The organism is Ancylobacter terrae (assembly GCF_045108345.1).
Classification (GTDB): domain Bacteria; phylum Pseudomonadota; class Alphaproteobacteria; order Rhizobiales; family Xanthobacteraceae; genus Ancylobacter.
The window spans coordinates 330546-343132 of sequence record NZ_JBJGXH010000001.1 but is presented as its reverse complement, the minus strand read 5'-3'; the positions used below and the strand labels follow the sequence as shown (position 1 = coordinate 343132).

Here is a 12587-nt window from a genome sequence, read left to right as displayed (position 1 = left end):
GATCATCAACGACAAGGGGGACGGGGAATGAACCGGGCGATCATCGCACTGGCATTCGGCATCTTCGCGCTGTCCGGCGCCGGGGCGCAGGCGCAGACCATGAGCTACGCCCAGGCCGGCGCGCTCATCGCCAAGAGCTGCGGCGCCGACATCGAGAAGTTCTGCCGCGGGCTCAACCTGGGTGGCGGCCGCATCGCCACCTGCCTGACGCAGAACCAGGCGAAGATCTCGCCGCAGTGCATCAGCGACTACCAGGCCGCCGTGGCCTCGGTGCAGAAGCGCGTCGCCGCGCAGGCCGCCGCGTTCCAGGTCTGCCGCCGCGACGCCGCCGAATTCTGCAAGGGCGTGAAGGCGGGCGACGCCAACCTGCTGAACTGCCTGCTCGACTCCGTCAAGGTCGTCGACGCCACCTGCAGCCAGACGCTCACCGACGCCGGCTGGAACTGATCCCCGCCCGACAGGAGATTTGAGGCCATGAAGACCTCCATCCGCGCCCTCCTCGTGGCGGCGATCGTCGCCAGCCCGATCGTGCCGGCGTACGCCCAGACCGCCGACAGCAATGCCGAGATCCTGCAGGGCCTGCAGAGCACGCTGAGCGATGCCCCGCAGGTGTCCGCCCAGGCGCTGCGCGACCTCGCCAAGGCCCACATCGTGCAGTACCCCGGCGCCAACCCGCCCCCGCTCTCGGTGCAGCTCGACAACCTCGCCCAGATCAACGTGCAGATTCAGTTCGATCTGAATTCCGCGATGATCAAGCCGGAATCCTACCGCACCATCGGCTCGATCGCCGACGCGCTGCACCACCCGATCCTGATGGGCTACCGCTTCATCGTGGTCGGCAACACCGACGCCACCGGCACGCGCGAGCGCAATCTGGTGCTCAGCCAGGAGCGCGCCGACGCCATCGTCCAGGCGCTGACCACCACCTTCGGCGTCAACCCGGCCAGCCTCGAATCGGTTGGTCTCGGCCAGGAAGCGCTGCAGGACACGAAGAATCCCGACGCCGCCGTCAACCGCCGCGTCCAGATCTTCAACATCGGCAAGCTGAAGTGAGCCCCGGCGACGGGCCGTCCCGCGCCGCGATACCGACGAGGTTTCCGATGCCGCAGGACGGCCCGCCGCCCCACCACCCGGTGATCCGCACCATCGCCATGCCGGCGGATACCAATCCCGCCGGCGACATCTTCGGCGGCTGGCTGATGGCCCATATGGACCTCGCCGCCGGCAACGTCGCCACCCGCCGCGCGCGCGGGCGCGCCGCTACCATCGCCGTCGAGGCGATGACCTTCCTCAGCCCGGTGCTGGTCGGCGACGAGGTGAGCTTCTATGGCGAGGTCCTCGCCACCGGCCGCACCTCGATGAAGATCCATATCGAGGCCTGGCGCCGCAAGCGCGAGGACGACGTGCTGGTCAAGGTGACCGAGGCGACCTTCACCTTCGTCGCCATCGGCGAGGACCGCCGCCCCCGCGCCCTGCCGCCGGAATAGACCGGCCGCGCACCGCCAGTCCCTTCGCCCATTCCGCCGCCACGAGATACGCGACCACGATGGCGACGATGCCGATCAGGGTCGGCGTCGTCGGGGTCACGAAGCCGAGCCACGCGCCCGCCGGCGTGAAGGGCAGCGCGAGCGCCAGCGCCAGCGCCCCCAGCGAGGAAGCGACCAGCGCCGCCCGCGGCGGATCGCGCCAGGGCCGCTCGCGGGTGCGGATGATGAAGATCACCAGGATCTGCGTCGCGATGGATTCGAGGAACCAGGCGGTGCGAAACTCCTCCGGGCTCGCCGCGAACAGGAAGATCAGCGCGGCGAAGGTGATCAGGTCGAACAGCGAGGAGAGCGGCCCCATCACCCCGGCGAAGCGCAGCAGCGCGCCCATGTCCCAGACCTGCGGCCGCCGCACCGCCTCCGCCCGCACTCCATCGAAGGGAATGCCGAGCTCGGAGAGATCATAGAGCAGGTTGTTGAGCAGGATCTGCGTCGGCAACATCGGCAGGAAGGGCAGCACCAGCGAGGCCACCGCCATCGACAGCATGTTGCCGACATTCGAGCTGGCGCCCATCCGCACATATTTCAGGATGTTGGCGAAGGTCCGCCGGCCTTCCTCCACCCCGTCGGCGACCACGGCGAGGTCGGGGGCGAGCAGGATCATGTCGGCAGCGGCCTGCGCGACACCGGTGGCGCCGTCCACCGACAGGCCGATATCAGCGGCGCGGAGCGCGGGCGCGTCGTTGATGCCGTCGCCGAGAAAGCCGACCACCGCCCCGTCCGCCTGCAGCGCGCGCACGATGCGCGATTTCTGGTCGGGCGCGAGGCGGCCGAACGCATCCGCCGCGCGCACGCGGATGGCGAGCGCCTCGTCGCCGAGCGCGGCGATCTCCGCGCCGGTCAGCACGTCGGGCGCGGGCAGGCCGACCAGCCCGGCGAGCCGCCGCACCACCAGCGGGTCGTCGCCCGAGAGGATCTTGAGCCGCACGCCCGCCTGCGCCAGCCGTGCGATGGCATCCGCCGCATCGGGCTTGGGCGGATCGGCGAAGGCGCACAGCCCCTCGAAGACGAGCCCCTTCTCGTCCTCGACGCCGATCGCCGCGCGCGCTTCCGGCATGATCCGCGAGGCGACCGCGACGGTGCGCAGCCCCTCTCCCGCCAGCGCGGCGATGTGGTCGGCGATGCGGCGGCCGGCGGCCGCGTCGAGGGGGAGACACGCGCCTCCTTCGCGCCGGAGCGTGCAGGTCGCCAGCACCGCCTCCGGCGCGCCCTTGACGATCAGCAGCCGCCCTTCGGGGCCGCTCGCCAGCACCGAGCCCCGCCGGCGGGTGAAGTCGAACGCCTGGCGCGCCTCGAGTCGCCAGCCCTGCGCCGCGCCTTGCCCGGCCGCCGCGAGCGCGGTGTCGAGCGAGCCGCGGTCGCCCCCGAGTTCCGCCGCGACGGCGCCGAGTCGAGCCGCACGCGGATCGGCGTTGCCGGCCGGATCGAGGCTCTGCGCCAGCGTGATCTGCGCGGCGGTCAGCGTGCCTGTCTTGTCGGTGCACAGCACGGTCATCGCGCCGAGATCGTGGATCGCGGCCAGCCGCTTCACGATCACCTTGCGCTTGGCCATGCGGATCGCCCCGCGCGCCAGCGTCACCGTGGTGATCATCGGCAGCAGTTCGGGCGTCAGCCCGACCGCCAGCGCCACCGAGAACATCAGCGATTCCAGCACCGGCCGGCCGAACATCACATGCGCGGCCAGCACCACCACCACCAGCGCCAGCGTCAGCCGGGCGATGACGAGGCCGAGTTCGCGCAGGTCCCGCTGGAAGGGCGAAGGCGGCTGCGTCTGCGCCAGCGCGGCCGCCGCCGCGCCGAACACCGTGTCGCGCCCGGTGCCGACGACGAGCCCGGTCGCCTCGCCGGTCTGGGCGACGGCACCGCGGAACAGCGCGTTGCTCGCCTCGCCGGGGCTCAGCGCGGCGACCCGGCCCGGGCGCTTCTCCACCGGATAGGGCTCGCCGGTGAGCATCGCCTCGCCGGCGGTGAAGGCCGCCGCCTCCAGCACCAGGCAGTCGGCGGGGACGATGTCGCCGGCGCGCACGCGCACCACGTCGCCGGGCACGAGCTCCTCCACCGGGAGCGAGACCAGCACCCCGTCGCGCCGGACCTCCGCCCGCAAGGCGACCGACTGGCGCAGCAGCTCGGCCGCGCGCACCGCGCCGCGCTCCTGCACGGTGTCGAGGCCGACCGAGATGGCGAGGATGGCGACGATGATCAGCCCGCCGACGCCGTCGCCGGTCGCCGCCGAGACGAGGCCGGCGGCCAGCAGGATCAGCGACAGCGGTTCGAGCAGGCGGCGCAGCACGGCGGCGGCGAGACCGTCGGTGCGCCCGGCGGCGTCGGCATTCGGCCCATGCTCCGCGCGCCGCCGCGCCGCCTCGGCGGCGGAGAGCCCGCTGCCGTCGCAGCCGAGCTGCGCGAACAGGGTCGCGCGATCGAGCGTCCAGAACGCCCCCGTCGCGGCCGCCTGTGTCCGCTCGCCGCCCGCCTCCACGCCGCGCTCCCTCGTCCGGCCCGAAAGCGGCATGATCGCCGATCCGGCGCCGGGGGGAAGCGTAGTTTCCCGCAAACGCAACCGCCCGGCGGAGGGCTCGCGAGCCTTCCGCCGGGCGGTACGAAATCAGCCGTAGCCGGGCCCGAAGGCGGCCCGGTCAGTGGGCGAGGTTCTTGACGATCTCTTCCACCATCTTCTTCGCGTCGGCGAAGAGCATCATGGTGTTGTCGCGGAAGAACAGCTCGTTCTCGACGCCGGCATAGCCGGCGGCCATGCCGCGCTTGATGAACAGCACGGTCTTGGCCTTCTCGACGTCGAGGATCGGCATGCCGTAGATCGCCGAGGTCGGGTCGGTCTTCGCGGCCGGGTTGGTCACGTCGTTGGCGCCGATGACGAAGGCAACGTCCGCCTGGCCGAACTCGGAGTTGATGTCCTCCAGTTCGAACACCTCGTCATAGGGCACGTTCGCCTCGGCGAGGAGCACGTTCATGTGGCCGGGCATGCGGCCGGCGACCGGGTGGATGGCGTACTTCACCTCGACGCCCTCCTCCTTCAGCTTGTCGGCCATCTCGCGCAGCGCGTGCTGGGCCTGCGCGACCGCCATGCCGTAGCCCGGCACGATGATGACCTTGGCCGCGTTCTTCATGATGAAGGCGGCATCCTCCGCCGAGCCCTGCTTGACCGGCCGCGTCTCGACCACGCCGCTGCCCGCCGCGGCGGTATCGCCGCCGAAGCCGCCGAGGATGACCGAGATGAAGGAGCGGTTCATGCCCTTGCACATGATGTAGGACAGGATCGCGCCCGAGGAGCCGACCAGCGCGCCGGTGATGATCAGCGCCGTGTTGCCCAGGGTGAAGCCGATGCCCGCCGCCGCCCAGCCGGAATAGGAGTTCAGCATCGAGACGACGACCGGCATGTCCGCGCCGCCGATCGGGATGATGATCAGGCCGCCGAATACCAGGCTGGCGATGACGATCAGCCAGAACACCGTGTGGCTTTCGGTCAGCGTCAGGATGACGATGAGCACCACGATCAGGATCGCCAGCGCCGCGTTGATGACGTGGCGGCCGGGCAGCATGATCGGCTTGCCGCTCATGTTGCCGTTCAGCTTGGCGAAGGCGATGACCGAGCCGGTGAAGGTGATGGCGCCGATGGCGACGCCGATGCTCATCTCGACCAGCGCCTGCGCATGGATGTGGCCGGGATCGCCGATGCCGAAGGCCGCCGGCGCATAGAGCGCCGCCGCCGCCACCGCCACCGCCGCGAGGCCGACCAGCGAGTGGAAGGCCGCGACCAGCTGCGGCATCTGCGTCATGGCGATGCGCTTGGCGATCACCGCGCCGATGCCGCCGCCGATGGCGATGCCGCCGATGACCAGCAGCCAGCCGCCGAAGCCGGCCGGCGGGCTCGCCGCGAGCGTGGTGAGCACGGCGATGGTCATGCCGACCATGCCGAACATGTTGCCCTGGCGCGAGGTGACGGGGCTGGAGAGCCCGCGCAGCGCGAGGATGAAGAGCACCCCGGAAACGAGGTACAGGACTGCGACCAGATTGGCGTTCATCGGTGCAGGCCCCTCACTTCTTCTTCTGGTACATGGCGAGCATCCGGCTGGTGACCAGGAAGCCGCCGAAGATGTTCACCGAGGCCAGGATCAGCCCGAGGAAGCCGAAGCCGCGCGCCCAGCCGGTGCCGTGCGCGACGGTGTCGACGCCTACCGCCAGAAGCGCGCCGACGACGATCACCGAGGAGATGGCGTTGGTGACGCTCATCAGCGGGGTGTGCAGCGCCGGCGTCACCGACCACACCACGTAATAGCCGACGAACACCGCCAGCACGAAGATGGCGAGCCGGAACACGAACGGGTCGATCGCGCCGCCCGTGATCCCGTGCGCCGCGGCGCCCACCGCGGCCGCCGCCGCGTCGGCATAGGCCTGGGCAGCGTCCGCCGCCTGCCGCGCGACTTCCGCCGCTACCCGGGCTCCTTCCAGAGCCTCAACCGCTCCCGGAGTGGCCCCCGCTGGATTGGCCATGTTTCATCCCCTTCACATTGTCAGGGCTGCCCGCGCCGCCCTCAGGCTTGATTGGTGTACATTATACCAGCACGGGAAACGATCAACCAGCCGTCGCGCCGCACCGGACCGCAATCCGGGACCCCCAGCGACGCCGGTGCGCACCTGTCCTCACCGCACGAGCCGCGGAGTCAGGCCGAACCGGGATGACGCCATTGGCGCGCACCCATCCCCGCACGCGCAATAGGCCCCAGACGCTTGATTGGCAAGGACTTGTGTCGCAAGCCGCGCGTTCCGGCACCGGCCGGTCGCTCGACCGGCGCGCCGCCGCACGAACGGCGGCGCGCCGGGATCGCGAACGAGGTATCAGGCAGCGCCGGCAGCGGCGTCCTGCGGCTTGAAGGAGGGATGCACGACCGCACCGTCCTTGGTCAGCAGGGTCGCCTTGACCAGCTCGTCGTCCCACTTGACCGCCAGCGCCTTGGCGCCCTTGTCGATCAGCGTCTCGACGAAGGCGTAGAGGTTCTTGGCGTAGAGCTGCGAGGCGCTCGCCGCGACCCGGCCGGCAACGTTGAGATGGCCGACGATCTTGACGCCGTTGGCGGTGGTGACGATCTCGCCGGCCACCGCGCCCTCGACATTGCCGCCGCGCTCGACGGCGAGATCGATGATCACCGAACCCGGCTTCATCGATTCCACCATCGCCGCCGAGACCAGCTTCGGCGCGGCGCGGCCCGGAATGAGGGCGGTGGTGATGACGATGTCCTGCTTGCGGATGTGCTCGGCGGTGAGCACGGCCTGCTTGGCCTGATACTCCGCCGACATCGGCTTGGCGTAGCCGCCGGCCGTCTGGGCGTTCTTGAATTCGTCGTCCTCGACCGCGAGGAACTTCGCGCCGAGCGACTCCACCTGCTCCTTGGTGGCCGGACGCACGTCGGTGGCGGTCACCACCGCGCCGAGACGGCGGGCCGTGGCGATCGCCTGCAGGCCCGCCACGCCCACGCCCATGATGAACACGCGCGCTGCCGGCACCGTGCCGGCCGCCGTCATCATCATCGGGAAGGCGCGGCCGAACTCGGCGGCGGCATCGATCACGGCGCGGTAGCCGGCGAGGTTCGCCTGGCTGGACAGCACGTCCATCACCTGCGCGCGGGTGATGCGCGGCATGAATTCCATGGCGAAGAGATTGGCGCCGGTGGCGGCGATCGCGGCGAGTTCCGCCTCGTGGCCATAGGGGTCGGCGGTGGCGATCACCAGCGCGCCGGACTTCACGCCGGCAAGCGCATCCGCTTCGGGACGGCGCACGGCGAGGATCACGTCCGAACCGGCGACGGCGTCGGCATTGGTGGCGACGATGGTCGCCCCGGCCGCCTCGTAGTCGGCATCGACGATGCCGGAGGCGAGGCCGGCACCGGCGGTCACCACGACCTCCGCGCCGAGACCGACGAAACGCTTCACGGTGTCGGGGGAAGCGGCGACGCGCGGCTCGAATGCCGGCTCCTTGAGGGTCGAGATACGCATGGCGGTGCTCACGAAGTGACGATCAGGACGAACAACAGGACGCCGACCAGGCCGAACAGGATCTTTGGCTTGCCGTCGTCGGAGGCGAGGCCGATGGCACAGGCGACCAGCGACGCGATCGTGCCGAGGCTGGCAAGGCCCCAATGGCCATGGGCGCCGCCGATCGCCAGCGAGATCATCACGCCGACCAGCGATAGCGTGCCGACCAGGGTGAACTTGGTGAAGAAGTTGTAGGTGCCGACGTGCTCGGCGTAATCGTTGCCGTCCGCCGTGACGTATTGCGGCGCTCCGTGATCGGCCATGGCGATCCCCCCCTTCTAATGGATAATACGACCCCCTGCCGCTTTAGCGGAAGAAGCCCGGTCCGGCAACGCCGAACCCCCATCTCAACCGGAGAGTCCCGCCCGCGCCATTGCGGCGCCTTGCCGCGCCGCCACCCGCTCCACCGCGAAGTCGGCGATCGCCTCCTCGAACAGGCGGTGAAAATTGAGTTCCGCCGCCAGGTGCAGGAACACCCCGCCAAGGCCGATGGCGGCGCGGTCCATGAAGACGAATTCGCGCGGCACGGTGACCGGCCCCTTCGCCTTCAGCGCCTGATGCACGCGGAACGCCTCGCGCCGGCCGTACTCGCCGGGCGTGACGCCGTCGGCGATGGTGCGCACCCGGTCGTCGAGCAGCGGCCCGTAGATGAAGCGCGCCCAGATGTTCAGCACGTCGATCAGCTCGCGCTTCAGCCCCTTGAACCCCCACGTCTCGTAGGCGTGGACGATGCGCGCATCCTCGCCCCGCTTCAGCCCCTCGTAGAGATCGATCACGCCGGCGACGAAGGACGGCGGGAAGATGCGGATGCAGCCATAGTCGAGCAGGTTGATGCCGCCCGCCTCGCCGTCCGTCTCGAACACCGTGTAATTGCCCAGATGCGGGTCGCCATGGATCACGCCGAAGCGCGCGAAGGGCAGCCACCACGCCGCGAACATGGCGCGCGCGATGCGGTTGCGCACCTCGAGGCTCTCGCCCTTGTAGTCGAGCAGGCGCCCGCCCGCGAGCCAGGACAGCGTCAGCAGCCGGCCGGTGGAGAGCTCGGGCCGCACCGAGGGCACCCGCACCAGCGGCTCGTCGGCGAGGATCTCGCGATAGAGCGCGATGTGCATCGCCTCGCGCCGGTAGTCGAGCTCCTCGCGCACGCGGTCGCCGATCTCCTGGGCGATCTCGCGCGTGTCGATCACCGCGCCCATGCGCCGGTGGACGGCGAACAGGATTTCGAGCTGGGCGAGATCCGCCTCCACCGCCGACTGCATGTCGGGATACTGGAGCTTGCAGGCGAGCGTCTCACCGTCGAGCGCCACCGCCCGGTGCACCTGCCCGAGCGAGGCCGCCGCCGCCGGCTCCTTCTCGAAGCTGGCAAAACGGGCCATCCAGTCCGGGCCGAGCTCGGCCATCATCCGCCGCTTGACGAAGGCCCAGCCCATCGGCGGGGCCTCGCTCTGCAGCTTGGCGAGTTCGCTGGCATAGTCGGCCGGCAGCGCGTCGGGAATGGTCGCCATCAGCTGGGCGACCTTCATGATCGGTCCCTTGAGGCCGCCGAGCGCGCCCGCGAGCGCCGCCGCATTGCCTCCGCCCCGGCTCTCGAGGCCGAGCAGCCGGGTGCCGGCGATGCGCGCGGCGACACCGCCGACGCGCCCGCCCACCTTCGCATAGCGGGCCGCACGGGCGGCCAGGCGGTTGGCCTCGGGATCGGGGCTGGGCGGATCGGTATCGCTCACGCGGGCTCCTCTCGTCCGAAGACCGGCCGATCGACCGCCAGGACCCACTGGACATTGGGTGCCGGCACGCCATGGGCAAGGGGACCGGGGGCAGTTGGTCCGCATTCCGCCGACGACGCACCGGCGGGCGTAGATACGCAGGACCGCGCCTGCCGGATCGCCGCCCGCACGGACGCGATCAGCCAGTGCGGCCGGCCGCGATCCTGTCCAGGGCGCCCGCCACCGCGTCGCGATGCGCCGCCAGCGCCTTGTAGGCGAGCTGGTCCGCGTCGAGCGCCAGGATCTGGTCGCGCAGTCCGGCGGCGAGGCGCGCCCCCTCAGGGTGGCGGCGGAAGGCGGCGAACGGATCGACATGGATGCGCACGGTGAACAGGATGTCGCCGCTCAGCGGCAGCCGCCGCAGCGTCTGCCGCTCCACCCGGATGAAGGCTTGCGTGTCGAGGTGGCCCTCGTCGCCGAACCAGTCGCGCGGATGCTCCTTCGATTCGGGATGGTGCCGGCGGTCGTCCGGGTAGATCGACCAGTTCAGCCGCCAGACCGGCATCTCGACCTTCAGATTGTCGAAGATGCGGTTCATCACCGTGGCGAGCTTCTCGCGATAGCCCGGCACCACCGCGTGCAGCCCGTCGAGCGACTGGCCGAACTTCTCCGCCAGCGACCAGGCGGACGGAAAGCACAGCACGCCGGCGACCAGGTGATAGGCGCCGGCTTCCTTGCGCATCAGCAGCAGGTCTTCCTGCACCAGCCGGCCGGCAATGGCGAACGGCGCCTCGCCGGCTTCGTCGAGATCGACCGATACTTCCGCCGGCAGGATGCGCAGGCGCTGTCCCTCGCGCCGGTAGATCTGCGGGAAGCGCTCGGTGACATGCGCCACCACGAGGTCGAGCACCTCCCGTTGCGCGGCGCGGGTATCGGGCCGCTCCCGCAGGACCACGTCGCGGCGGGAGGCGATCAGGTCGCGACGCTCGGCGAGGTCGCGCGCCAGCCGCGCATCCGGCTCGAGCCAGTCGGCGAGATCGAGCGGGGCGAGCGCGACCGAGAACGCCTTGCGCGTGCCGTCATAGGGCGTGTGGAGCAGTTCGCTCATGGGGGGTTCCGTCGTGGAGCGATGCGAGGTGGGCCGGACGCGGGGCGGCCGCCGCCATGGCCGCCCTCGATACGAACCGACGGGCCGCGTTCACGCCTCTTCCATCGCCTCCAGCTCGCCGATCATCCGCTCGATCAGGCCGAGACCGGTCTGCCAGAAGGCCGGGTCGCGGGCATCGAGACCGAAGGGCGCCAGCAGCTCGGAGTGATGCTTGGTGCCGCCCGCCGAGAGCATGGCGAAATAGCGCTCCGCAAAGCCCGCCGAGGACTGCTCGTAGACCGCATAGAGCGAGTTCACCAGGCAGTCGCCGAACGCATAGGCGTAGACATAGAACGGCGAATGGATGAAGTGGCCGATATAGACCCAGAAATACTCGTAGCCCTCGCCGAGATGGATGCCCTCGCCGAGGCTCTCGGCCTGCACCTCCATCCACAGCTGGCAGATGCGCTCGGCGGTCAGCTCGCCCGCCTTGCGCTCGGTGTGGACCCGCCGCTCGAAGGTGTAGAAGGCGATCTGCCGGACCACCGTGTTGATCATGTCCTCGACCTTCGAGGCCAGCATCGCCTTGCGCGCCTTCCGGTCGGGCGCGGCGTCGAGCAGCTTGCGGAAGGTGAGCATCTCGCCGAACACCGAGGCCGTCTCCGCCAGCGTCAGCGGCGTCGGCGCCATCAGCGCGCCGTTCGGCGCCGCCAGCACCTGGTGCACGCCGTGGCCGAGTTCGTGGGCGAGCGTCATCACGTCGCGCGGCTTGCCGAGATAGTTCAGCAGTACATAGGGGTGCGCGGACGGCACGGTGGGATGGGCGAAGGCGCCCGGCGCCTTGCCCGGCCGCGCGCCGGCATCGATCCAGTCCTTGTCGAAGAAGTCGCGGGCGATGTCGGCCATCTTCGGCGAGAAGGCCGAATAGGCGCCGAGCACCGTGTCTCGCGCCTCGTTCCAGGCGATCGGCTTCGTCTCCACCTTCGGCAGCGGCGCGTTGCGGTCCCAGAACTCCAGCCGATCCTTGCCGAACCACTTCGCCTTCAGCTTGTAGTAACGGTGGGCGAGGCGCGGATAGGCGGCGTGGACGGCGGAGACCAGAGCGTCCACCACCTCGCGCTCGACGCTGTTGGCGAGGTGGCGTGAGTCGGCGATGTCCTGAAAGCCGCGCCAGCGGTCGGAAATCTCCTTGTCCTTGGCCAGCGTGTTGGTGATCAGCGTGAACAGGCGGACATTCTCACCGAACACCTTGGCGAGCGCTTCCGCCGCCGTGCGCCGGGTCGCCTCCTCCGGCTCCGCCAGCAGGTTCAGCGTCTGCTCGAGGGTGAGCGACTGGTCGGCCACCTCGAAGCGCAGCGCCGCGATGGTCTCGTCGAACAGCCGGTTGAAGGCGCCGCGGCCGCTGACATGCTTCTCGTGGAAGAGCTGCTCGACCCGGTCCTCGAGCTGGTAGGGCTTCTCGCGCCGCACATCCTCGATCCACGGCCGGTAGTGGCCGAAGGCGGTGTTCGCCAGCGCCGCCTCGACCTTGGCGTCGTCCAGCCGGTTGAGTTCCAGCGTGAAGAACAGCAGGTGGGTGGAGGCGTCGGTGAGCTTCTCCTGCACGTCGCCATAGAACTTCGCGCGCACCGGATCGGTGGTATCGCCGGCATAGACGAGGCCGGCATAGGAATAGAGCCTGCCGAGCAGGTCCTGGATCGCCTCGTAGCGCTCCACCGCCGCCGCCATCTCCGCGCCCACCGGCAGGCTCTCGACCCGCGCCGCGAGCGTGCCCTTGTAGGCGGCCTCGAACGCCGCGCACTCCTTCAGCACGCGGGCGAGGTCGGCTTCGAGCTCGGGTGAATCGATGCCCGCATAGAGGTCGTCGAGGTTCCACTGCGGCAGCTTGCCCAGCGCGGGAGCCGCGGCGACGGCGCCGTCGGCGGCCGTGACGGGGCGGGCGAGCGGCGAGGCGCCGGCGGTGGTGCTGTGGGACATGACGGCTCCTGACGACGATGGCGGCCCGCGACGGACCAGAACGCGCCGCATCGGGCGGCGCCGCATAGATATCGTGCGCCGCGGCCGCGGATCAACGCCCGAGCCGGCGCCGATCGCCCTCCCGCGCGGAACCCGACATCTTGTGACGCCCGTCACATCGCCCGATCAGCCTCCCGGGTAGCTTCATCCTCACTGAGACGCGTGCCGCACATCGATGCGGCGAAGCCA

11 protein-coding genes are annotated in these 12587 nt (G+C 70.2%); 3 read left to right on the top strand and 8 right to left on the bottom strand.

The window, feature by feature from the left end:
- Positions 1 to 27 precede the first annotated feature (27 nt).
- Genes ACEUEL_RS01620 through ACEUEL_RS01610 form a run of 3 tightly spaced genes read left to right on the top strand, consistent with a single transcriptional unit; the run spans position 28 to position 1487 of the window.
- On the top strand, positions 28 to 447 hold the full coding sequence (locus ACEUEL_RS01620) for a hypothetical protein (protein WP_405701482.1): 420 nt from the start codon (positions 28 to 30) through the stop codon (positions 445 to 447).
- A gap of 27 nt (positions 448 to 474) precedes the next feature.
- Positions 475 to 1053, top strand: a complete 579-nt coding sequence (locus tag ACEUEL_RS01615) for an OmpA family protein (RefSeq protein ID WP_405701480.1) — start codon at positions 475 to 477, stop codon at positions 1051 to 1053.
- Positions 1054 to 1100: 47 nt separating this feature from the next.
- On the top strand, positions 1101 to 1487 hold the full coding sequence (locus ACEUEL_RS01610) for an acyl-CoA thioesterase (RefSeq protein WP_405701478.1): 387 nt from the start codon (positions 1101 to 1103) through the stop codon (positions 1485 to 1487).
- Here the strand turns inward: ACEUEL_RS01610 and mgtA are convergent.
- From mgtA to ACEUEL_RS01570, 8 genes are all read right to left on the bottom strand, one after another.
- A complete protein-coding gene (gene mgtA / locus ACEUEL_RS01605; RefSeq protein WP_405701475.1) occupies positions 1432 to 4056 on the bottom strand; it encodes a magnesium-translocating P-type ATPase in 2625 nt (874 codons plus the stop codon). The genes ACEUEL_RS01610 and mgtA overlap by 56 nt on opposite strands.
- 124 nt (positions 4057 to 4180) lie before the next feature.
- On the bottom strand, positions 4181 to 5584 hold the full coding sequence (locus ACEUEL_RS01600; protein WP_405701474.1) for an NAD(P)(+) transhydrogenase (Re/Si-specific) subunit beta: 1404 nt from the start codon (positions 5582 to 5584) through the stop codon (positions 4181 to 4183).
- A gap of 13 nt (positions 5585 to 5597) precedes the next feature.
- Complete coding sequence (locus ACEUEL_RS01595; RefSeq protein WP_405701472.1) at positions 5598 to 6053, bottom strand: proton-translocating transhydrogenase family protein; 456 nt, start codon at positions 6051 to 6053, stop codon at positions 5598 to 5600.
- Positions 6054 to 6398: 345 nt separating this feature from the next.
- Entirely contained in the window at positions 6399 to 7553 is a 1155-nt protein-coding gene (locus tag ACEUEL_RS01590; protein ID WP_405701471.1) for a Re/Si-specific NAD(P)(+) transhydrogenase subunit alpha, read from the bottom strand.
- A gap of 8 nt (positions 7554 to 7561) precedes the next feature.
- Complete coding sequence (locus ACEUEL_RS01585; RefSeq protein WP_405701469.1) at positions 7562 to 7855, bottom strand: aa3-type cytochrome c oxidase subunit IV; 294 nt, start codon at positions 7853 to 7855, stop codon at positions 7562 to 7564.
- An 84-nt stretch (positions 7856 to 7939) separates the two neighbouring features.
- Entirely contained in the window at positions 7940 to 9316 is a 1377-nt protein-coding gene (locus ACEUEL_RS01580; RefSeq protein ID WP_405701468.1) for an ABC1 kinase family protein, read from the bottom strand.
- A 178-nt stretch (positions 9317 to 9494) separates the two neighbouring features.
- Positions 9495 to 10403, bottom strand: a complete 909-nt coding sequence (locus tag ACEUEL_RS01575) for a heme-dependent oxidative N-demethylase family protein (RefSeq protein WP_405701466.1) — start codon at positions 10401 to 10403, stop codon at positions 9495 to 9497.
- 90 nt (positions 10404 to 10493) lie between these two features.
- A complete protein-coding gene (locus tag ACEUEL_RS01570; RefSeq protein WP_405701464.1) occupies positions 10494 to 12359 on the bottom strand; it encodes a M3 family oligoendopeptidase in 1866 nt (621 codons plus the stop codon).
- Between the last annotated feature and the right edge of the window lie 228 nt (positions 12360 to 12587).